Raw genomic sequence first — 22,315 nt, forward strand, 5'->3', positions numbered from 1 at the left:
AAATGTTAGGATATCTATTATTTATTTTAAATATTTGTTTAACATTTATGAAAAAACAAACCACTAATATCATTTCTATTACAATTATTGCGATTATTTCGCAATGATAGGATGGTATTATTAAATAAATCTCAAAAAATGCCTTCCTGTAATTTGGAAGGCATTTTTTTTATATACCTATATTATGTACAAAAAAGAAAATAGCATCGTATTTCACAATGGAGAATTTATTAATGCCAATGATGTTTTAATAAACCCTTACAGCCAAAGTCTTCACTATGGTAATGGAATTTTTGAAGGAATCAGATCATACAAAACGGTTAATGGAGCTCGAATTTTTAAAGCCCAAGAACACTACGAAAGACTGTGCTATGGAGCAAAAGCCATGCATATTCCTATAAATTATTCAGTAGAAGAACTCGTTGACATAACCTATCGTTTATTGAAAAAAAACAACTTTGAAGATGCCTACATAAGACCTCTCGTTACCACAGGAGCAGACATGAGCCTACTGAGCTCTAAAGAAAGTTTTTTAACCATTCAGTGCTGGGAATGGGGAAAATACATGGGTGATAAATTATTAAAAGTAAAAACCTCTCAATACCAAAGACCAAATCCAAAATCTTGCATTGTTGACGCAAAAGTGACTGGCCACTATACTAATTCCATTTTAGCAACTAACGAGGCCAAAAACGCAGGTTACGATGAAGCATTATTGCTAGATATGAATGGCTATGTGGCCGAATGTTCAGGCGCTAACGTCTTTATCGAAAAAAACGACATCTTATATACTCCACCAAAAGGAAACATTATGCCTGGCATTACCAGACAAACAGTAATGGATATTTGCAAAGAAGAAGGGATTGAAGTGGTAGAAAAATATTTCACATTAGATGAATTAAAAAAAGCAGACAACGCTTTTTTTACAGGCACAGCTGCCGAAGTGGTAGGCTTACAATCTATTGACGATTATCAATTTCCTAAAAAATGGGAAACAACACATGGCTATAATTTAATGCACTTGTATAAAAATGAAGTTTTAGAAACTAGAAAAACAAATGCACCTATATGAGCCAACTAAATAAACACAGTAAAACCGTAACACAAGATCCAACATTACCTGCAGCACAAGCCATGTTGCATGCCATTGGTTTAAATGATGATGATTTACAAAAACCATTTGTAGGTATTGCAAGTACAGGTTATGAAGGTAATCCTTGCAACATGCATCTCAACAAATTGGCCACTTACGCAAAAAAAGGGACTGAAAATGCTGATTTAGTAGGTTTGATTTTTAACACTATTGGCGTTAGCGATGGTATTTCAAACGGAACACCTGGAATGCGATTTTCATTACCATCAAGAGATCTTATTGCAGATTCAATGGAAACTGTTGTTGAAGCTATGAGCTACGACGGATTAGTAACTGTAGTTGGCTGTGATAAAAATATGCCAGGAGCACTTATGGCAATGTTGCGCTTAAACAGACCTTCTATTTTGGTTTATGGCGGAACCATTGCTTCAGGCTGTCATGACGGAAAAAAACTAGATATCATTTCGGCTTTTGAGGCTTACGGACAAAAAGTTGCAGGAACAATAGACGAAACAGAATATAAAGAAGTTGTACACAAAGCTTGTCCTGGTGCTGGTGCTTGTGGTGGTATGTACACAGCAAATACAATGGCTTCTGCTATTGAAGCTTTAGGGATGTCACTGCCTTTTAATTCTTCAAACCCTGCAGTAAGTAGTGGTAATATTAAAGAAGAAGAAAGTGTTAAAGCTGGTGAAGCTATGCGATTGCTTTTAGAAAAAGATATTAAGCCTTCAGACATTGTTACTAAAAAATCTTTAGAAAATGCTTTCAGACTGGTGACTGTTTTAGGAGGATCAACAAATGCTGTTTTACACTTTTTAGCCATTGCAAAGGCTGCAAAAGTTGAATTTACTTTGAATGATTTTAAAAGAATAAGTGACACTACGCCATTATTGGCAGATTTAAAACCTAGCGGAAAATATGCTATGGAAGATTTACACAGCGTTGGTGGTATTCCTGGAGTTTTAAAGTACATGTTAGATAATAACATGCTTCATAAAGATTGCTTAACCGTTACAGGAAAAACAATCGCTGAAAATTTAAAAAACGTACCAAACCTTATTGAAGGACAAGACATCATAAAAACATTAGATAAGCCAATCAAAGATTCAGGACACATTCGTATTCTTTTCGGAAATCTAGCTACAGAAGGTGCTGTTGCAAAAATAACAGGTAAAGAAGGCTTGTTTTTTAAAGGTGTTGCTAATGTTTTTAATAGCGAAAAAGAGGTGAACGAAGGAATAAAATCTGGTAAAGTTAAAAAAGGAGATGTGGTTATTATTCGTTACGAAGGTCCTAAAGGAGCACCTGGAATGCCAGAAATGCTTAAGCCAACATCGTCGATAATGGGAGCTGGTTTAGGAAAAGATGTCGCATTAATAACTGATGGAAGATTTTCAGGCGGCTCTCATGGTTTTGTTGTTGGTCACGTTTCACCAGAAGCTCAAGTAGGTGGAAATATTGCTTTAGTAGAAAATGGAGACATCATAGCTATTGATGCTGTAAACAATTCAATAAACATTGAAATTTCTGAAGAAGAATTAACAAAACGAAGAGAAAAGTGGAAAGCACCAGAATTAAAATTTAATCGTGGGGTGCTTTACAAATATGCTAAAACAGTGTCGTCTGCATCCAAAGGTTGTGTTACCGATGAGTTTTAACAAATTCCTGCGCAGGCAGGAATCTAAAAGTGATGAGCACAAAATAAATGTTTTAATAAAATTATAAAACTCAAGTATTACTTGAGAAAACATAAAAATTAAAAAGGTAGGATAAGATTTCTGCCTGCGCAGGAATTTATGGAAACAAAAACGATAAAAAACAACGAGCAATCTACTTCAAAAACTATTCGAATTTCGGGTAGCGAAGCGGTTGTTAGAAGCTTAATGGCTGAAGGCGTAGATGTACTTTATGGTTATCCTGGCGGTGCAATTATGCCAGTTTATGACCAGTTGTATAAGTTTCAAAACGAAATTCATCACGTCTTAACACGTCATGAGCAAGGTGCAACGCATGCAGCACAAGGTTACGCGCGTATTTCTGGTAAAGTTGGTGTCGCTATGGCAACTTCTGGTCCTGGAGCAACCAACCTAATCACAGGTATTGCAGATGCTCAAATCGATAGTACACCAATGGTATGTATTACAGGTCAAGTTGGATCGCATTTATTAGGTAGCGATGCGTTTCAAGAAACCGATATCGTTGGTATTTCAACGCCTGTTACCAAATGGAATCATCAAGTCACAAAAGCTTCAGAAATTCCTGAAGTGATTGCTAAAGCGTTTTATATCGCAAAAAGTGGTCGTCCTGGTCCAGTTTTAATAGATATCACGAAGGATGCGCAGTTTGAAGAATTCGATTTTAAATACGAAAAATGTACTGGAATTAGAAGTTACAAACCAATTCCTGAAACCAATCCAAACACTTTACAAGCTGCTGCAGATTTAATAAATAATGCAAAAAAACCTTTAGTGGTTTGGGGACAAGGTGTGATTTTAGGTGAAGCTGAAGCTGAATTTAAAGCGGTTATAGAAAAAGCAAGTTTACCATCGGCTTGGACTATTTTAGGTGCTTCGGCAATTCCTTCAACTCATCCATTAAATGTCGGAATGGTTGGTATGCACGGCAATTATGCTCCAAATGTTTTAACTAATGAATGTGATGTTTTAATCGCAATCGGAATGCGTTTTGACGATCGTGTCACTGGCAATCTGAATTACTATGCCAAACAAGCTAAAATCATTCATTTTGAAATTGATCCTGCAGAAGTTGATAAAAATGTCAAAACAGATGTTGCAGTTTTAGGAAACTCAAAAGAGACTTTGGCGGCAATTCTTCCTCTTTTAAAAGAAAACTCACATAAAGAATGGCATCAAAAATTTAAAGATTTATACCAAGTTGAATTTGATAAAGTCATAAAAAACGATTTGCATCCAACAAAAGATGGTTTAACCATGGGCGAAGTGCTTAAAGAGATTAATGCACAAACCAAAGGTGAAGCAGCAATAGTTAGTGATGTTGGTCAGCATCAAATGATTGCATGTCGTTATGCCGATTTCAATGTCTCTAAAAGCAACATTACGTCTGGTGGTTTGGGTACTATGGGATTTGCATTACCTGCGGCTATTGGAGCAAAAATGGGTGCGCCAAATCGTGAAGTAGTAACCATAATTGGAGATGGTGGTTATCAAATGACCATCCAAGAATTAGGCACCATTTTTCAAACTAAAGTACCAGTAAAAATTGTAGTGCTAAACAATAATTTTTTAGGTATGGTAAGACAGTGGCAGCAACTATTTTTTGATAAACGATATGCTTCAACCGAAATGGTGAATCCCGATTTTGTTACCATAGCAAAAGGCTACCATATTAATGCAAAAAGTGTATCAAAAAGAGAAGATCTGACAAATACCATAAAAGAAATGATAGATCATAAAGGTCCTTTCTTTCTTGAAGTTAAGGTTGAAAAAGAGGACAATGTATTTCCAATGATTCAGACAGGTGCGAGTGTTTCAGATATAAGACTAGAATAATTATGGATAAAGTAAAACAATATACCGTAACAATATATACCGAAAACAATGTTGGATTACTCAATCGGATTTCAGCAATTTTTCAACGAAGACACATCAATATTGAAAGTATAAACTCTTCAATTTCTGAAATTGAAAATGTGTCTAAATGGACCATTGTGGTGAAGTTAACCGAAGACCAAATGAAAAAAATCATTGGTCAAATCGAAAAACAGGTAGAGGTCATAAAAGCTTTTTACCATACTGAAGACGAGATTGTTTATCAGGAATCATGCCTATTCAAAATTAAGTCTGATTTACTGTTTGATGAACGTCAAATTCAGAATATAATAAAAGAAAGCAACTCAAGAATTGTAACTGTTAACAAAGCATTTTTCGTCATAGAAAAATCAGGAAAAAAAGAAGAAATAGACCTACTCTACAGAGAGCTTAGTGTTTTTGGAATCATGCAATTTACACGTTCTGGAAGAATCGCTGTAACCAAAGACGAAATGAAGATATCAACACTATTAAAGGCACTACAACACTAAAAAAACCAAGAAATGGCAAATTATTTTAACACATTACCATTAAGAAAACAATTAGAGCAATTAGGAAAATGCAGATTTATGGATGCTTCAGAATTTGAAGATGGCATAGCTGCATTAAAAGATAAAAAAATAGTCATTGTAGGTTGTGGCGCACAAGGATTAAACCAAGGGTTAAACATGAGAGATTCTGGTTTAGATATTTCTTATGCTTTACGTCAACAAGCTATTGATGAAAAACGAGCGTCGTACAAAAATGCGACTGATAACGGTTTTAATGTTGGAACCTACGAAGACTTAATCCCAACAGCAGATTTGGTGTTAAACTTAACACCAGATAAGCAACATACAGATGTAGTTAACCAAGTGATGCCTTTAATGAAAAAAGGCGCAACGTTAAGCTACTCGCATGGATTTAATATTGTTGAAGAAGGCACACAAATCCGTAAAGATATTACGGTAATTATGGTCGCGCCAAAATGTCCAGGAACCGAAGTACGTGAAGAATACAAACGTGGTTTTGGTGTGCCAACATTAATTGCTGTGCATCCAGAAAATGATCCAGAAAATAAAGGTTGGGCACAAGCAAAAGCTTACGCAGTTGCAACTGGTGGCAATAGAGCAGGTGTTTTAGAATCGTCTTTTGTGGCAGAGGTGAAATCTGATTTAATGGGTGAGCAAACCATTTTATGTGGCTTATTGCAAACTGGCGCAATCTTGTCTTTTGACAAAATGGTTGCCGAAGGAATTGATGCTGGCTATGCAGCAAAATTAATTCAGTTTGGTTGGGAAACTATTACTGAAGCTTTAAAACATGGAGGAATTACAAATATGATGGATAGATTATCAAATCCTTCAAAAATTAAAGCTTTTGAATTGTCTGAAGAATTAAAAACCATCATGCGTCCGTTATTCGAAAAACATATGGACGATATCATTTCTGGTCATTTCTCAAAAACTATGATGGAAGATTGGACTAATGATGATGTTAACCTATTAAAATGGCGAGCAGCAACTGGCGAAACTGCTTTTGAAAAAACCGAATTAACTTCAGACCATATTACAGAACAAGAGTATTTTGATCATGGTGTGCTGTTAGTCGCATTTGTAAAATCTGGAGTAGAACTCGCTTTTGAAACAATGGTAAGCGCAGGAATAATCGAAGATTCTGCTTACTACGAATCGTTACACGAGTTGCCATTAATAGCAAATACTATTGCGAGAAAGAAGTTATTTGAAATGAATCGTGTCATTTCTGATACTGCCGAATATGGTTGCTATTTATTTGATCATGCGTGTAAACCTTTACTAGCAGATTTTATGAAAACGATAAATACTTCAGTAATAGGAAAGTCATTTTCAACTAAAACAGGTGTTGGTAATATCGAATTAATCAAAGTGAATGACGCTATTAGAAATCATCCTATTGAAACTATTGGTAAACGTCTTCGTGCCGCAATGACTGCAATGAAAGTGATAAAAACAGAAGAAACTAAAACTCGAGATTCTGTCCTAGCCTAATGGAAACACGCACCACATACAAACCATCTTTAAAATCTGTAGAACAAGCCGCAAGTCGACTTGAAGGTATTGCTTCCGTGACACCACTCATTAACAACATGCAACATTCAAAAAAATATGAGTGCAACATCATGTTTAAAAGAGAAGATTTACAAGAAGTACGCTCGTATAAAATCAGAGGAGCTTATAATAAAATAGCATCTTTAACAGATACCGAAATTGAAAATGGTATTGTGTGCGCCAGTGCTGGTAATCATGCCCAAGGTGTCGCATTATCCTGCAAAATTTTGAAGATTAAAGGCACCATTTTTATGCCTTCACCAACACCTAACCAAAAAATAGAACAGGTAAAAATGTTTGGTGAGAACTATATTGATGTCATTTTATTTGGCGATAGTTTTGACGATGCCTACCATGCTGCTATGAAACAATGTGAGGAATTGAGCAAAACCTTTATTCATCCCTTTAATGACAAAAAAGTCATAGAAGGTCAGGCTACCGTTGGATTAGAAATTATTGACCAAACTAAAACACATCCAATCCATTATGTCTTTGTTCCTATTGGAGGTGGTGGACTTTCTGCTGGATTATCTTCAGTTTTTAAAGAACTCTCACCACAAACTAAAATCATTGGCGTAGAACCAAAAGGAGCACCTTCAATGTCTACTTCAATAAAGAATAATAGAAATACAGAACTCAATCACATAGAAAATTTTGTTGATGGTGCTGCAGTAAAACGTGTTGGAGATTTAACTTTTGAAATCTGTAAAGAAACGCTTCATGATGTAATTATTGTAGATGAAGGTAAAATCTGTCAAACTATCTTAGAGTTATACAACAAGGAAGCTATTGTTGCTGAACCTGCAGGCGCACTAAGCATTGCTGCGTTAGACACTTATGCAAATGAAATAAAAGGCAAAAATGTAGTATGTATTATTAGCGGCAGTAATAACGACATAACACGTACTGCCGAAATAAAAGAACGCGCACTACTCTATTCTAACCTAAAACACTATTTTATTGTGAAGTTTCCGCAACGCGCTGGAGCTTTAAAAGAATTTGTTGTTGAAATCTTAGGACCAAACGATGATATCGCTCATTTTGAATACACAAAAAAATCCAACAGAGATACAGGTTCCGCAGTTGTTGGCATAGAGTTAAAATCGCCTGAAGATTTAGAACCCTTAATCACCAAAATGAAACTTCATAAATTCTACGGAGATTATCTAAATAACAAGCCCGATTTATTTCAATTTTTAATATAATTGTTAAAAAAGAACAATAGATGAAAGTCCTTAAGTTCGGTGGCACTTCAGTTGCCAACGCAGAAAACATATCAAAGGTTATAAAGATTCTAGAAAGTGAATCTAAAAAAAATAAGATTGCAGTTGTTGTTTCAGCTTTAGGAGGCACAACAGACATGCTTATTGAAGCCGGAAATCTTGCTACAAACAAAGATGAGAAGTACATAGAAGTGTTTCAAAATATTGTCAATCGCCACATTAACACTGTTGAAGAATTAATTGACAACAAAAACAAACAAGCAGTCTTAAATGAAGTTAACACCAAGCTTGAAGAATTAAAACAAATTCTTCAAGGGCTTTATCTTATCAACGAATTTTCTAACAAAACCATTGATAAAATTGTAAGTTTTGGCGAACTGCTATCTTCTTACATCATTTCCGAAGCATTACAACAAACTGTAAAAAACGCTTCTTTAAAAGACAGTAGAGAACTGATTTTAACAGACTCTACATTCACTAATGCAACTGTAAAAATCAAGGAAACCACAACTAATATTTCTTCATTTTTCAAAAAGAATAAAGATAAAATTGTTGTGCTGCCAGGTTTTGTTTCCAGAAATAAAAACAACGAAACCACAACATTAGGAAGAGGTGGCTCTGACTACACAGCAGCCTTAATTGCCTCAGCTGTTAAAGCAGATGTATTAGAAATTTGGACTGATGTTAGCGGCATGTACACTGCAAATCCTAAACTAGTAAAACAAGCATTTCCGATAGAAGAAATCTCATATCAGGAAGCCATGGAATTGTCACACTTTGGAGCGAAAGTACTGTATCCACCTACTGTTCATCCAGCCTTACAAAAAAAAATTCCGATTCTCATAAAGAATACGTTTTCACCAGATGAAAAAGGCACTTTAATCACAAAAAAAGGCAAAGACAAAAAGCAACCGGTTAAAGGTATAAGTCATATTGAAAACATAGCTTTATTGACTTTAGAAGGTAATGGTATGGTTGGTGTTCCTGGATTTTCTAAGCGTTTATTTTCTGCGCTATCAAGAAACAACATCAATGTGGTTTTAATTACCCAAGCGTCATCAGAACATTCTATTTGTGTTGGTATTTTTAGCTCTGAATCTAAAAAGGCAAAACACGTTGTGGATGAAGAATTTGTTTACGAAATTTCTAAAAAGAAAATAAAGCCTTTACTCATTGAAGATAGCCTAGCCATTGTTGCTGTTGTTGGAGATAACATGAAAAATCACCAAGGTATTAGTGGCAGAATGTTTAGAGCTCTAGGCAACAACAATGTTAATGTTAGAGCTATTGCTCAAGGCGCTTCTGAGCGAAACATTTCAGCCGTTATTTCTCACAAAGACATAAAAAAAGCACTCACAGCATTACACAATCGCTTTTTTGAAAAACAAATTAAAACACTCAATCTCTTTATTGTCGGTGTTGGAAATGTTGGTGGTATTTTGTTGAATCAAATCAAAAAACAACAAGATTATCTTAACGAAAATCTTCTACTTAATGTTAGAGTTGTTGGTATAAGCAACTCAAAAAAAATGATTTTTGAAGAAGAAGGCATTAACCTAAACACTTGGAACGAGCAATTACAAAAAGGCAAAAAACAATCTCATAAATTATTTTTTGACACTATAAAAGAACTTAACCTCAGTAATAGCATTTTTATTGACGTTACAGCAAACGAAGACGTTGCAAAAACTTACAAAAATTATTTAAGAGAAAGTATTTCGGTTATCGCTTGCAACAAAATTGCCTGTTCTTCTAAATATTCAGATTATAAAGAACTGAAGGATTTATCAAGAAAATATAATGCTTCATTTTTATTCGAAACTAATGTTGGTGCAGGTTTACCAGTAATCAACACATTAAACAACCTTATTAACTCAGGTGACAAGGTGACTTCTATTCAAGCTGTTTTATCTGGAAGCCTAAACTTCATATTCAACAATTTTAATGATACTAGTAGTTTTCATGACATCGTAAAACAAGCCCAAGCAGAAGGCTACACAGAGCCCGACCCAAGAATAGATCTTAGTGGTGTAGATGTTGCCAGAAAGATATTAATTCTAGCCAGAGAAGCTGGCTACAAGCTCGATTTAAAAGATATTAAAAACCAATCGTTTTTACCTAAAGAAAGCTTAGAAGCTAAGACTGTTGATGATTTCTACAACACCTTAAAAACTGAAGAGTCACACTTTAGCGAACTATATAAATCAGCACAAAACAACGACTCCCAACTAAAATACGTTGCTGAATTTAACAACGGAAAGGCAAGTGTTGGATTAAAAGAGATTGACAAAGAACATCCTTTTTACAACCTAAAAGGAAAAGATAATATTGTATTATTCTTCACAGAACGATACACAGAACAACCATTAATTATAAAAGGTGCTGGTGCTGGCGCAGAAGTTACAGCCTCTGGTTTATTTGGAGATATTATTACTTTAGGAAGAAATTAAAAAATCATGAATCAAATTAAAGTGTTTTCACCTGCAACAGTTGCCAATGTATCGTGTGGTTACGACGCTATGGGCTTTGCATTAGAAACTTTAGGAGACGACATGATTTTTACTAAAACAAACAGCAAAGATGTTGTCATTTCTAAAATCGAAGGTGCTATTCTCCCATATGAAGCCAATAAAAATGTTGCTGGAGTTGTTGCTCTACTCATGCTTAAAGACAGTAAAGCCAACTTCGGATTAGACATTCAAATTTTTAAAAACTTTAAGCCTGGTAGCGGATTAGGAAGTAGTGCTGCAAGTGCTTCAGGTACTGCTTTTGCTGTAAATCAGTTATTAGGTAATAAATATTCAAATTTAGAATTAACCCTTTTTGCCATGCAAGGCGAAGTAGCCGCTTGTGGATCTGCCATTGCAGACAATGTTGCAGCAGCAATTTACGGAGGCTTTATTCTGGTTAAAAACTACGAACCTCTAGACATTGTTAGCATACCAACTCCTACAAATTTGGTTGCTACAATTATCCATCCTCAAATTGAAATTAAAACTGAAGATGCGCGCAAAGTTGTACCAACACAAATCGATTTAAAAACAGCCATTACACAATGGTCTAATGTTGGTGGATTAATCAGCGGTTTACACAGCAATGACTTTGATTTAATTGGTCGTTCTTTGGTTGATTTGGTAGCAGAACCTAACCGAAAAAAATTAATTCCACATTTTGACGATGTTAAACAATCTGCAATTGCTGCAGGTGCTTTGGGAGCTGGCATTTCTGGCTCTGGACCATCAATTTTCGCACTAAGTAAAAATCTTAAAACTGCCCAAAAAGTTGAAACAGCAATGGATGCCGTTTATAAAAATTCTGGCATAGATTATAGCACTTACGTATCTCATATAAGTAAAACTGGAACACGAATTCAATGACATATTTTAGCTTAAACCATAACGCACCAGAAGTTACATTTGAAGAAGCTGTTGTTAGAGGATTAGCACCTGATAAGGGTTTATATTTTCCAAAGACAATTCAACAATTACCAGATTCTTTCTTTCAAAATATTGAAAACCTAAGCCATGTTGACATTGCTTTTGAAGCCATAAAACAATTTGTTGGAGATGAAATTCATGAAGAAGATTTAAAATCTATTCTAAAAGATGTTTTAAGTTTTGATTTTCCACTAGTTAAAATTGATAAAAACATAGCTTCATTAGAATTGTACCATGGACCAACTATGGCATTTAAAGATGTTGGAGCGCGTTTTATGGCACGTTGCCTTGGTTATTTCAACAGCAAAAACAAAAACACAAATAAGGTTACGGTTTTAGTAGCCACTTCTGGAGATACAGGTGGAGCTGTAGCTAGTGGTTTTTTAGGTGTAGATGGTGTAGATGTTGTCATCTTATACCCAAGCGGAAAGGTTAGCGATATACAAGAAAAACAACTTACAACGCTTGGCCAAAATATTACAGCACTTGAAGTTGATGGCGTTTTTGATGATTGTCAAGACATGGTTAAAACAGCATTTTTAGATGAAGATTTAAAAACAGCCAGAACACTTACCTCAGCAAACTCCATAAATATTGCCAGATGGCTACCACAAATGTTTTACTATTTATTTGCCTACAAAACATTAAAACAAAAAGACAAAAAACTAGTCTTCTCGGTGCCAAGCGGTAATTATGGCAATATTTGTGCTGGCATGATGGCGCAAAAATTAGGCTTACCTACCCATCATTTTGTTACAGGCACCAATGCAAATAACATAGTACCTGAATACTTAAAAACAGGCAACTACTTTACTAAAGCCTCAGTGGCTACAATTAGCAATGCTATGGATGTTGGTGCACCAAGTAATTTCATAAGGATTGAAGCACTTCACAATAACAATTTTGCGCAATTGCAATCTAATCTTTCCGGTTATAGCTACACAGATTCTGAAACTATTGAAGCCATAAAGTTTTTAAAAACAGAGCACAATTATACAGCTGACCCTCATGGAGCCATTGGCTATTTGGCACTTAGAAAATATCTTGAAAATAAAACCGGCTTACAAGGTGTCTTTTTAGAAACAGCACATCCAATAAAATTCTTACCTGTAATGCCTAAGTCAATTGCAGATTCAATGGAAACTCCACAACAGATTAAATCTATTTTGCATAAAGAAAAGAAGAGTATCAAGATTTCTAGCTACAACCAACTAAAACATTTTCTTTTAAACAACCCTTAACTATTTAAATTCATTTTTAAAATTACAAACCCTTTAATTTTTAGGGTTAAAAAATGATTTTATCATAATTATACATATTCACCCCTGAAATTTTAAGGGTTATATTTTTATTTATTATAAATTTGAGGGAAATCAAAATTTATTTCAATGAAAAAAGTTGAAGCCATTATTAGAAAATCTAAATTTTCGGCTGTAAAAAGCGCACTGCATAATGTTGGTGTTAATTTCTTCTCTTATTGGGACGTTACAGGTCTTGGCAACGAAAAAGAAGGCCATGTCTACAGAGGTGTTTCCTATAGCACCAGCGACATACAAAGACGCTACTTATCTATTGTAGTTAATGACGATTTTGAAGAAGTTACTATTAAAGCCATTTTAGAAGCCGCTTCAACTGGCGAAGTTGGTGACGGTAAAATTTTTGTATCTGACATCAAGGAATGCTACAGAATACGAACAGGAGAAAAAGGTGGTCAAACTTTAAACTAAAAAAATGGAATTATTTACTACAAACAATGTTTGGATGATGATTTGCACTGCCCTAGTCTTCTTTATGCATCTTGGGTTTGCTTTCTTAGAAATAGGATTAACACGTCAAAAAAACACTTTAAACATATTATTTAAAAACATATTCATCATTACTGTTGGTCTGCTACTCTACTATTTAGTAGGCTTCAACTTAATGTATCCTGGAGAGTTTAATGGTTTTATTGGATTTTCTGGTTTCGGACTAGATGCACCATTAACAGATTCCGGCACTTTAGACTTAACCTACAATGAAGGCTATACGTATTGGACAGACTTTCTATTTCAAGGTATGTTTGCAGCAACTGCAGCTACTATAGTTTCTGGAGCTGTTGCAGAACGTATTAAGATCGGTCCTTTTATGGTTTTTGCAGTTTTATATGTAGGTTTAATTTACCCTATAGCTGGTTCTTGGAAATGGGGAGGCGGATTTTTAGACAAGCTTGGGTTCTACGACTTTGCGGGCTCAACACTTGTACACTCTGTTGGTGGTTGGGCTGCATTAGTAGCCGTATGTTTATTAGGAGCAAGAATCGGAAAACTTAAAGAAGGAAAACTACAAGCTATACCTGGCCACAACATACCAATCGCTACAGCAGGAGTATTAATTCTATGGTTAGGCTGGTTTGGATTTAACGGTGGCTCTGTACTTTCTGCTGATCCGGAAGCGACATCATTAACACTTGTAACTACTTGTCTTGCCGCAGCTGCAGGAGGTGTTTTTTCTGCCATAACCTCAACAATTATGTTCAAAAATCTTGACCTTACTATGTTTTTGAACGGTATACTTGGCGGACTAGTTGGCATCACAGCAGGAGCTGATGTTATGAGTCCAACAGACGCTATTATAATTGGTGCCGTCTCAGGAACTATTATTGTACTGGCTGTTAGTTTTATTGACAAACTTAAACTGGACGACCCAGTTGGAGCTATAGCTGTACATCTTGTATGCGGTATTTGGGGAACTTTAGCGGTTGGAATTTTTGGTTTTAAACCATTAACTAATGAGGCAGGTGATTTTTTAAACGCAAATGGCAATGTAGTAGCTTCTGCACTAGATGCTGCTAACGAACTATCATTTTTACCTCAACTTTATGGCGTACTAGCTTATGCAGCCATCTGCCTGACGTCTTCGTTTTTAATCATTTTTACATTAAAGAAAACTGTAGGCATTAGAGTTTCTGAACTTGAAGAATTAGAAGGCTTAGATGCACACGAACACGGCATGAACGCTTACCCAGACTTTAGACTAAACGAGCATTAAATATTATATACTTTGTTTTTAATTTAAATTGTGAAAAACACCCTCTAAACATAACATTAGAGGGTGTTTTATTTTACTTCGTTTTCAAAAATCTATTAAGCAGAATTCCTACTTGCATTAATGTTTCCGAATAAGGATCTGGTAACCATTTTTTCGAAAATCTCAATCTTATCTAAATCTTTTTGATCTGTACTTTTTAACTCTTGCATCTTCTTTAACGCATATTGCTGAATCGTCAACAACGGTAACACTATAGATTCTCTAACAGCAATGGACGCCTTTGCTACAGGCTCATTTTCCATTAATTCATTAAAGCCAGTAAGTTTTAGAATAAGACTTTTTGTAGTTTCGTATTCTTTATAAATCAACTTCCAGAACTCTCCATATTCAGGATCGTCTGCCATATAACGGGTTAAGTCAAAAAACGACTTAGACAACGACATCATACTATTAGCTATTAAGGTTCTAAAAAATCGTGATTCTTTATACAAATGCTGGACCTTTTCAAATTCACCTTTATCTTCATAATGTTTTAAAGCTGTACCAACACCAAAGAATCCAGGTACATTTTGCTTTAATTGACTCCAAGAACCCACAAAAGGAATCGCTCTAAGATCATTAAAATCTAAACCTTCAGACTTACCTCGTTTAGAAGGTCGACTACCAATATTTGTCTTAGCATAATACTTTAACGTACTCATGTGCTCTAAGTAAGACAAAAATTTAGGATGACCTTTAAAATCTACATAAGCCTGATAACTCAACTCTGCCAAGTGGTCCATAACCGCTTTGTCTTCTGGAGCCATCTCAGTATTTTTATCATTAAGACGATTCATAATACCAGAACTTATAAGTTGCTCCATATTGTATTGTGAAGAATCTAAAGTTCCGAAGTTAGAACTAATCGTCTGTCCTTGAATGGTTAACTGAATTTCTTTATCCTCTATAGTTGGACCTAAAGACGCATAAAACTGGTGTGTTTTTCCTCCACCACGCGCAGGTGGTCCACCTCTACCATCAAAGAAAATCACATCGATATCATACTGTCTAGACAGCGCTGTTAAGGCTTCTTTCGCCTTAAAAATTGCCCAGTTAGCCATAAGATAACCACCATCTTTGGTACCATCACTAAACCCAAGCATTATGGTTTGTTTGTTATTTCTATTTTCTAAATGTGCACGGTAATGCGGATTTGTATACAACTCTTCCATAACTTTTGGCGCAGCAATTAAATCTGTTACAGTCTCAAAAAGCGGCACCACATCTGCAGTTAATTTCTCATTAAATGCCACAACCTTCAACATAGCAAACAACTGCAACACATTCATTGTTGTTTGGTTATTACTAATAATGTAACGACTACAAGCTATTTCACCATTAGTTTCCTGTATAGCTTTCATGGCTCTTATAGTCTGAACTATATCTTGAGAAAGCTCTTCTTTAAATTCTATATCACCAATTGAACCTTTTACTGATGCTAAATGTAACTTTTGTTCATCTTCTGGCAATTCAAAGAAATTCTTTGGAAACAATCCACTTCCATTGTCTATCAATTCACCCACAAGCGACCTAAACATTTTATCATGCACACGACTATCTTGTCGTATATCTAAACTCGCAAAATGATAACCAAACAGTGTCGTTTTATTTATCAATGAAGTTACCTTGTCTAAATACAACGATTGATGATTTTCTATTAATTGTGTCCTAATTTCATTCAACTCAGACTTTAACTCTTCTAATGAAATATGATTACTCTTATTTAGCAACGTATTATGCAGCCTGTGGTTTACATCAATAATTCGATCTCTAATACCTTTGAACGTTAATCGACGTCTAAGATATTTCACATCTTTAATGTAATTTTTGATGATAGACTCCTTTAGTTTTTTGGCAACATTAAGTGTTATTTGAGGTGTTACAAACGGATTACCATCTCTATCGCCTCCTGGCCAAAAACCTATATTCACCAATGAGTTATCAATCTCATCGTAATCGAAAATATTTTGCTGAACATAATCGTAAATACTCCCAAAAGAATGGTAGAATACATTCTTTAAATACCAAATTAAATTTACAGCCTCATCATAAGGAGTTGGTTTATGATCTTTAAAAAATGGTGTTTTTCCTAACTGCCCTAAAAGGTCACTAATCTCAGTTAAATTATCTGTTTTTATAGCTTCGGCTAAATCGGTAATAATACCCAAAACAGCACCAGGATAAAACTGTGTAGGATGCGCTGTTAAAACAATCCTTACATTAAACGTTTCTAAGTATTGCTTTAGCAAGTCCTTTTTGTGCTGAGCGGTTGCGTTTTCTTTTAAACTCCTTAAAGACCCAACACCTTCCATATTATTTACAGTTGGAAAAGCCGCATCTTCCACAGCATCAAACAACACAACTTGTCGCTCTATATATTGAATGAAGCGAAACAATAAATCTATCTGTCCTTTTTCATTCAACTGGCTTTGATATTTATCAAAAAACGTGTTTACTATTGTTGTAGGATCGTTTTTTTCTTCAAATCCCAATTTGCATGTTTCATGAAACAGTGGCAACAACGCTACAGTTTTCGACAAGGTATCAAACGGTAACGTCATAAAAATACTGTTATAAATCTGATACTTAGACAGTACATTCTGATTGAAACGTGCTAATTTTGGTTCAGTATGCATACAATTTTAGTTTATTTTTTTAGTATGAATTTGTAATAAAACAAAGAATCTTAAAGATACCATTTTTACCACAAACACTAAAGCTTTAGCAAATATTTAGGTATTAAATTATTGTTATACGATTATCACATTATGTATTTTTACATTACAAAACAGAAAATTGAAAAACAGCGTCATGACAGAACAAGAAAAATACATGCAAGAAGCCGTAAATGCTGCTTTAAAAGGAATGCGAAATAATGAAGGTGGTCCTTTTGGTTGCGTTATTGTAAAAGAAGGAAAAATAGTAGGCATAGGCAATAATAAAGTAACCTCAACCAACGACCCAACAGCACATGCAGAAGTAACAGCTATTAGAGACGCATGCAAAAACTTAGGCTCTTTTCAACTCGAAGGCTGTACAGTTTATACCTCATGCGAACCTTGCCCTATGTGCTTAGGTGCTATTTATTGGGCAAGACCAGATAAGGTTTATTACGGAAGCAACCAAGTAGATGCTGCAAATATTGGGTTTGACGATGAGTTTATATATAAAGAAATTCCACTACCATATAGCGAAAGAAGTATTCCGTTTGAGCAATTAGCACCAGAAATTGCAATTAAACCTTTTGAAGAATGGGATAAAAAAGAAGATAAAACAGAGTACTAAACACTTGGTTTCACTCAATTTTAATCTCAAAATTAATTATCTTTTTTAAGGTTTTCTGTAATCTTTAAGAATTAACCTCGACAAAAAACATTATCTTGATTTTTCGTACAATTTTAAAACTATTTTAAATGTCTAAAACCTATTACGACCCAGCAGATTTAAGAAAATTTGGAAATATTACTGAATGGGATGAAGAACTTGGCAACAAATTTTTTGACTACTACGGAAAAGTATTTGAAGAAGGAGCATTAACTGCTCGCGAAAAATCTTTGATTGCATTAGCCGTTGCTCACACAGAACAATGCCCTTATTGCATTGATGCATACACTAAAGACACGCTTCAAAGAGGTGTTACCAAAGAAGAAATGATGGAAGCCATACATGTTGGTGCTGCTATAAAAAGTGGAGCTACTCTAGTACATGGTGTACAAATGATGGACAAGGTCAACAAACTAGATGGCTAAGACAGCTCTAGCACAAAACTTATCAATCTTTATTTTCGTAAATATACTGAACAAGAAAATTTAATTAATGGCCACCAAATCTTTGCATAAACGAGATAACGCACTAGCACAAAGCAAAAAACAGTTAGAAATTCTTTCTAACGGAATTTTTCAGAATGGCGAACTGCCAACGTTTAAAGATAAAATTGCAGAAACAAGTCAGTTTCCATTAAAGGCAAAACCATTAGAAATTCTTCAGATTAATGTTGGCTACATGTGTAACCAAGTCTGCGAACATTGCCACGTAGATGCAGGACCAGATCGGAAAGAAATAATGACTAAAGAAACCATGCAGCAATGCCTGGAAGTTATTAAGAAGACTGGAGCTCACACCTTGGATTTAACAGGTGGAGCACCAGAAATGAATCCTAATTTTAGATGGTTTGTTGAAGAAGCTGCAAAAGCTGGCATTAAGGATTTTATTATACGTTCTAACCTTACCATAATTAGAGCTAACAAAAAATATTACGACTTACCAGAGTTTTTCAAAAAGCACAATGTACATGTTGTAAGCTCAATGCCACATTGGACACGCGGAAAAACAGACAAACAAAGAGGAGATGGTGTTTTTGACAAATCCATAAAAGCTCTACAAGAACTTAATGCTATTGGTTATGGTATGCCAGACAGCAACCTAAGACTAGATTTAGTTTATAACCCTTCAGGTGCTTTTTTACCAGGCGACCAAGCTTCAATGGAAAAGGATTTTAAAAAGGCACTAATGGAAGATTTTGGTATTCAATTTCATAATTTGTTTGCTATTACCAATCTTCCGATTAGTAGATTTTTAGATTATCTGATAGCTTCAGAAAACTACGAAGACTACATGTATCAGTTGGTTGATGCTTACAATCCTGCTGCTGTTGCCAACGTAATGTGCACCAACACACTGTCGGTAAGTTGGGATGGTTATTTGTACGATTGCGACTTTAACCAAATGCTAGAATTACCTGTAAACAGTAAAGTTAAACACATTTCAGAATACAATGAAGATTTATTAGAAGGCAGAAATATTGTAATATCTCAACACTGCTATGGCTGCACAGCTGGTGCTGGGAGTAGCTGCCAAGGTACAGTTGCCTAGCATATTCCTACGAAAGCAGGAATCTTAAAATGAAAAACAAAATTTTATACATATTACTACTTTTCTCAGGAATCTTGTTCGCTCAAGAATCGCTTTCAGAATTATTAAAAAAGCACAATAACGAAAGCGTACCTTATATTTCAGTTCAAGAATTAGCAATGCCAAAAACCAATGCTATTCTTTTAGACGCAAGAGAACTTAGAGAATATGAAGTTAGCCATTTAAAAGATGCTCTACATGTTGGCTATAACGAATTTAATTTAGCCAACACCACAAAAAAACTAAACAACAAAGACCAAATGATTGTTGTCTATTGCTCTCTAGGAATACGATCAGAGGACATTGCAGAGCAGTTAAAAAAAGAAGGTTACACCAATGTTTACAATCTTTTTGGTGGTATTTTTGAATGGAAAAACAACGACTTTAAAGTTTACGACAAAAAAAATAAACTTACTGAAAATGTACACGCATTTTCAAAAGAATGGAGTCAATGGCTCATAAAAGGCAATAAAATTTATGACTAAAAATCTCGTTATAGTGTTTGTTAAAAACACCAAATTAGGATCTGTTAAAACAAGATTAGCCAAAACTATAGGAGATTTTGCCGCACTAGAAGTGTACAAAGCACTTTTAAAGGTTACCCAAAATGCTATTTCGGAATTAGACGCAGACACACACATCTACTTTAGCAAAGAAATCGATACCAATACGTGGACTAACCACAAAAAACAACTGCAACAAGGCAAGGATTTAGGCGAACGTATGCTTAATGCTTTCAAAGATGGCTTTAATAGTGGTTATAAAAATATCATTCTAATAGGTTCGGATTTACCAGACATTAGTTCGTTTCATATTGAAAACGGCTTTAAATCATTACAAAAAAGCAAAGTGGTTTTTGGTCCTGCTGAAGATGGTGGTTATTATTTGGTAGGCATGTCTAACCTGGTTAAAGACATTTTTTGCAATAAACCTTGGAGTCAACCTTCACTTTTAGAAGAAACGTTACAAGAGTTACACACATTAAACGTTTCTATTAGTAAATTAGAAACTTTAAATGACATAGACACTTATGAAGATTTAATAGCTTCAGATTTTTATAAAAACAATCAACAACTACAAGAAAAAATCAGACAATTCCATGATTAAATTTATAGAAGAAAGTACAGAATACTTAAAACAAAAAGGATTTAACAATCCAGAAGTTGGCATTATTTTAGGAACTGGCTTAGGTCAGCTCATTAACGAAATAGATATTGAAGCTGAAGCCAGCTACAACCATATTCCAAATTTCCCAACGGCAACTGTAGAGTTTCATAAAGGAAAACTCATTTACGGTACACTTGGAGGAAAGAAAGTAGTAGTAATGCAAGGTCGTTTTCATGTGTATGAAGGCTACACGTTTCAAGATGTAACTTTTCCGGTGAGAATCATGGAAAAGCTAGGCATTAAAACACTATTAGTTTCTAACGCAGCTGGTGCTGTTAATTTAGATTTCAAAAAAGGCGAATTAATGGTCATTGACGACCACATCAACCTTCAAGGAGGTTCACCGCTTGCCTTTAAAGGAGTTTCTAAACTTGGTGAGCGTTTTGTAGATATGAGCGCGCCTTACAATGCTGAAATTATTTCAAAATTTGAAAGTATAGCTTCAGAGCACAACATTACACTTCACAAAGGTGTGTACGCTTCTGTTGTTGGACCTCAACTTGAAACACGAGCAGAATACCGTATGCTTAAAATTTTAGGTGCCGATGCTGTTGGTATGAGTACAGTACCAGAAATTATTGTTGCCAACCATCTAAAACTAAAAGCCGCAGCAGTGTCTGTATTAACAGACGAATGTGATCCTGAAAATTTAGAACCTGTAGATATTACCGATATCATAGCCATGGCAAACAAAGCAGAACCAGATATGATTACGTTATTTAAAGAATTAATTAAAAGTATATAGTATTCATATACAATACTACTTTTTACTTCATACTTATTACTTAGAAATATGAGTTACCTAGAAACCACAAAAGACGTTTACAAAGAAGCTGCACTAACACCAGATGTTGGACTGTGTTGCACCACTAATCCTATTTGGGAATTACCTGGTTTGAAGATTCCAAGAATCATGCAAGAGATGAATTACGGTTGTGGTTCAACAGTGCACGCACGTGATTTAACGAACAACCCAAAAACACTTTATGTTGGTGTTGGTGGTGGTATGGAACTGCTTCAGTTTGCTTATTTCAGCAGACAAAAAGGAGGTGTTATTGGTGTGGATGTTGTTGATGAAATGTTAGAGGCTTCTCGTAAAAACTTCAAAATAGCGGAAGAACAAAACGACTGGTTTAAATCTGAATTTGTTGATCTTAAAAAAGGTGATGCTATGAATCTTCCGGTTGAAGATAATAGCATTGATGTTGCTGCTCAAAATTGTTTGTTCAATATTTTCAAAGCTGAAGATCTAAAAAAAGCCATTGCAGAAATGTATCGTGTGCTAAAACCTCATGGACGTTTGGTAATGAGCGATCCTACTTGCGAGCAACCTATGAACGACGACTTACGAAACGACGAACGATTAAGAGCACTTTGCTTAAGTGGTAGCTTGCCAATTGCCGACTACGTAAAAGCACTAACAGATGCTGGCTTTGGTACCATTGAAATTAGAGCTCGCAAACCCTACCGAATTCTGGATCCGAAGCACTACCCAACTGATGAATTAATCTATATAGAATCTATTGAAGTTGCTGCAATAAAAGATCCTATGCCTGCAGATGGACCTTGTATTTTTACAGGAAAAGCAGCCATCTATTATGGCGAAGATGATTATTTTGATGATAAAGCAGGACACGTATTATTAAAAAACCAACCTCTAGCTGTTTGCGACAAAACTGCTGGAGATCTTGCTGGCTTGGGACGCGATGATATTTTTATTAGCGAATCTACCTTTCATTACGATGGTGGAGGATGTTGTTAAGCATCAAAATAAATT

The 22,315-nt window shown here is 35.1% G+C and carries 19 protein-coding genes; 18 read left to right on the plus strand and 1 reads right to left on the minus strand.

The window, feature by feature from the left end:
- The first annotated feature begins 184 nt into the window (after window positions 1-184).
- From P7122_RS03075 to P7122_RS03125, 11 genes are all read left to right on the plus strand, one after another.
- Window positions 185-1,072, plus strand: a complete 888-nt coding sequence (locus P7122_RS03075) for a branched-chain amino acid transaminase (RefSeq protein WP_278004300.1) — start codon at window positions 185-187, stop codon at window positions 1,070-1,072.
- Complete coding sequence (gene ilvD, locus P7122_RS03080) at window positions 1,069-2,754, plus strand: dihydroxy-acid dehydratase (RefSeq protein ID WP_278004301.1); 1,686 nt, start codon at window positions 1,069-1,071, stop codon at window positions 2,752-2,754. Before P7122_RS03075 ends, ilvD begins: the two co-directional genes overlap by 4 nt.
- Window positions 2,755-2,892: 138 nt before the next feature.
- On the plus strand, window positions 2,893-4,626 hold the full coding sequence (gene ilvB / locus P7122_RS03085) for a biosynthetic-type acetolactate synthase large subunit (protein WP_278004302.1): 1,734 nt from the start codon (window positions 2,893-2,895) through the stop codon (window positions 4,624-4,626).
- A 2-nt stretch (window positions 4,627-4,628) separates the two neighbouring features.
- A complete protein-coding gene (gene ilvN / locus P7122_RS03090) occupies window positions 4,629-5,156 on the plus strand; it encodes an acetolactate synthase small subunit (protein ID WP_278004303.1) in 528 nt (175 codons plus the stop codon).
- 12 nt (window positions 5,157-5,168) lie between these two features.
- Window positions 5,169-6,674, plus strand: a complete 1,506-nt coding sequence (gene ilvC / locus P7122_RS03095) for a ketol-acid reductoisomerase (RefSeq protein ID WP_278004304.1) — start codon at window positions 5,169-5,171, stop codon at window positions 6,672-6,674.
- The gene (gene ilvA / locus P7122_RS03100) at window positions 6,674-7,939 is read left to right on the plus strand and encodes a threonine ammonia-lyase IlvA (RefSeq protein WP_278004305.1); all 1,266 of its coding nucleotides are present in this window, start codon (window positions 6,674-6,676) and stop codon (window positions 7,937-7,939) included. Before ilvC ends, ilvA begins: the two co-directional genes overlap by 1 nt.
- Window positions 7,940-7,959: 20 nt before the next feature.
- On the plus strand, window positions 7,960-10,407 hold the full coding sequence (gene thrA, locus P7122_RS03105; RefSeq protein ID WP_278004306.1) for a bifunctional aspartate kinase/homoserine dehydrogenase I: 2,448 nt from the start codon (window positions 7,960-7,962) through the stop codon (window positions 10,405-10,407).
- 6 nt (window positions 10,408-10,413) lie between these two features.
- On the plus strand, window positions 10,414-11,334 hold the full coding sequence (locus P7122_RS03110; RefSeq protein ID WP_278004307.1) for a homoserine kinase: 921 nt from the start codon (window positions 10,414-10,416) through the stop codon (window positions 11,332-11,334).
- Entirely contained in the window at window positions 11,331-12,635 is a 1,305-nt protein-coding gene (gene thrC / locus P7122_RS03115; RefSeq protein ID WP_278004308.1) for a threonine synthase, read from the plus strand. Before P7122_RS03110 ends, thrC begins: the two co-directional genes overlap by 4 nt.
- A 147-nt stretch (window positions 12,636-12,782) precedes the next feature.
- A complete protein-coding gene (locus P7122_RS03120; protein WP_278004309.1) occupies window positions 12,783-13,121 on the plus strand; it encodes a P-II family nitrogen regulator in 339 nt (112 codons plus the stop codon).
- A 4-nt stretch (window positions 13,122-13,125) separates the two neighbouring features.
- Window positions 13,126-14,421, plus strand: coding sequence for an ammonium transporter (locus P7122_RS03125; protein WP_278004310.1), 1,296 nt, complete (start codon window positions 13,126-13,128; stop codon window positions 14,419-14,421).
- A 95-nt stretch (window positions 14,422-14,516) separates the two neighbouring features.
- On the opposite strand, the gene P7122_RS03130 is transcribed toward P7122_RS03125, so the two are convergent.
- The gene (locus tag P7122_RS03130; RefSeq protein WP_278004311.1) at window positions 14,517-17,096 is read right to left on the minus strand and encodes a phosphoenolpyruvate carboxylase; all 2,580 of its coding nucleotides are present in this window, start codon (window positions 17,094-17,096) and stop codon (window positions 14,517-14,519) included.
- 175 nt (window positions 17,097-17,271) lie between these two features.
- On the opposite strand from P7122_RS03130, the gene P7122_RS03135 reads away from it, so the two are divergent.
- The 7 genes from P7122_RS03135 to arsM all read left to right on the plus strand — a co-directional run bounded on the left by P7122_RS03135 (window position 17,272) and on the right by arsM (window position 22,300).
- Window positions 17,272-17,745: a nucleoside deaminase gene (locus tag P7122_RS03135; protein ID WP_278004312.1), complete on the plus strand. Its 474-nt coding sequence runs from the start codon at window positions 17,272-17,274 to the stop codon at window positions 17,743-17,745.
- A gap of 128 nt (window positions 17,746-17,873) precedes the next feature.
- Window positions 17,874-18,209, plus strand: a complete 336-nt coding sequence (locus P7122_RS03140) for an arsenosugar biosynthesis-associated peroxidase-like protein (RefSeq protein ID WP_278004313.1) — start codon at window positions 17,874-17,876, stop codon at window positions 18,207-18,209.
- A gap of 67 nt (window positions 18,210-18,276) precedes the next feature.
- Window positions 18,277-19,332 carry an arsenosugar biosynthesis radical SAM (seleno)protein ArsS gene (gene arsS / locus P7122_RS03145; protein ID WP_278004314.1) on the plus strand — a complete coding sequence of 352 codons (1,056 nt, stop codon included), beginning with the start codon at window positions 18,277-18,279 and terminating at the stop codon, window positions 19,330-19,332.
- A gap of 29 nt (window positions 19,333-19,361) precedes the next feature.
- Window positions 19,362-19,856: a rhodanese-like domain-containing protein gene (locus tag P7122_RS03150; RefSeq protein ID WP_278004315.1), complete on the plus strand. Its 495-nt coding sequence runs from the start codon at window positions 19,362-19,364 to the stop codon at window positions 19,854-19,856.
- Window positions 19,849-20,478, plus strand: coding sequence for a TIGR04282 family arsenosugar biosynthesis glycosyltransferase (locus tag P7122_RS03155; protein ID WP_278004316.1), 630 nt, complete (start codon window positions 19,849-19,851; stop codon window positions 20,476-20,478). The genes P7122_RS03150 and P7122_RS03155 overlap by 8 nt, the downstream gene beginning before the upstream one ends.
- Window positions 20,471-21,283, plus strand: coding sequence for a purine-nucleoside phosphorylase (locus tag P7122_RS03160; RefSeq protein ID WP_278004317.1), 813 nt, complete (start codon window positions 20,471-20,473; stop codon window positions 21,281-21,283). Before P7122_RS03155 ends, P7122_RS03160 begins: the two co-directional genes overlap by 8 nt.
- 48 nt (window positions 21,284-21,331) lie before the next feature.
- The gene (gene arsM, locus P7122_RS03165) at window positions 21,332-22,300 is read left to right on the plus strand and encodes an arsenosugar biosynthesis arsenite methyltransferase ArsM (protein WP_278004318.1); all 969 of its coding nucleotides are present in this window, start codon (window positions 21,332-21,334) and stop codon (window positions 22,298-22,300) included.
- Window positions 22,301-22,315: the final 15 nt, after the last annotated feature.

It is taken from the genome of Winogradskyella marincola (assembly GCF_029624125.1).
Classification (GTDB): Bacteria; Bacteroidota; Bacteroidia; order Flavobacteriales; family Flavobacteriaceae; genus Winogradskyella; species Winogradskyella marincola.

Bases quoted from the DNA above. Each gene is read 5' to 3' on its own strand.
- P7122_RS03075 (WP_278004300.1), top strand. From the start codon at position 185: ATGTACAAAAAAGAAAATAGCATCGTATTTCACAATGGAGAATTTATT.
- ilvD (WP_278004301.1), top strand. From the start codon at position 1,069: ATGAGCCAACTAAATAAACACAGTAAAACCGTAACACAAGATCCAACA.
- ilvB (WP_278004302.1), top strand. From the start codon at position 2,893: ATGGAAACAAAAACGATAAAAAACAACGAGCAATCTACTTCAAAAACT.
- ilvN (WP_278004303.1), top strand. From the start codon at position 4,629: ATGGATAAAGTAAAACAATATACCGTAACAATATATACCGAAAACAAT.
- ilvC (WP_278004304.1), top strand. From the start codon at position 5,169: ATGGCAAATTATTTTAACACATTACCATTAAGAAAACAATTAGAGCAA.
- ilvA (WP_278004305.1), top strand. From the start codon at position 6,674: ATGGAAACACGCACCACATACAAACCATCTTTAAAATCTGTAGAACAA.
- thrA (WP_278004306.1), top strand. From the start codon at position 7,960: ATGAAAGTCCTTAAGTTCGGTGGCACTTCAGTTGCCAACGCAGAAAAC.
- P7122_RS03110 (WP_278004307.1), top strand. From the start codon at position 10,414: ATGAATCAAATTAAAGTGTTTTCACCTGCAACAGTTGCCAATGTATCG.
- thrC (WP_278004308.1), top strand. From the start codon at position 11,331: ATGACATATTTTAGCTTAAACCATAACGCACCAGAAGTTACATTTGAA.
- P7122_RS03120 (WP_278004309.1), top strand. From the start codon at position 12,783: ATGAAAAAAGTTGAAGCCATTATTAGAAAATCTAAATTTTCGGCTGTA.
- P7122_RS03125 (WP_278004310.1), top strand. From the start codon at position 13,126: ATGGAATTATTTACTACAAACAATGTTTGGATGATGATTTGCACTGCC.
- P7122_RS03130 (WP_278004311.1), bottom strand. From the start codon at position 17,096: ATGCATACTGAACCAAAATTAGCACGTTTCAATCAGAATGTACTGTCT.
- P7122_RS03135 (WP_278004312.1), top strand. From the start codon at position 17,272: ATGACAGAACAAGAAAAATACATGCAAGAAGCCGTAAATGCTGCTTTA.
- P7122_RS03140 (WP_278004313.1), top strand. From the start codon at position 17,874: ATGTCTAAAACCTATTACGACCCAGCAGATTTAAGAAAATTTGGAAAT.
- arsS (WP_278004314.1), top strand. From the start codon at position 18,277: ATGGCCACCAAATCTTTGCATAAACGAGATAACGCACTAGCACAAAGC.
- P7122_RS03150 (WP_278004315.1), top strand. From the start codon at position 19,362: ATGAAAAACAAAATTTTATACATATTACTACTTTTCTCAGGAATCTTG.
- P7122_RS03155 (WP_278004316.1), top strand. From the start codon at position 19,849: ATGACTAAAAATCTCGTTATAGTGTTTGTTAAAAACACCAAATTAGGA.
- P7122_RS03160 (WP_278004317.1), top strand. From the start codon at position 20,471: ATGATTAAATTTATAGAAGAAAGTACAGAATACTTAAAACAAAAAGGA.
- arsM (WP_278004318.1), top strand. From the start codon at position 21,332: ATGAGTTACCTAGAAACCACAAAAGACGTTTACAAAGAAGCTGCACTA.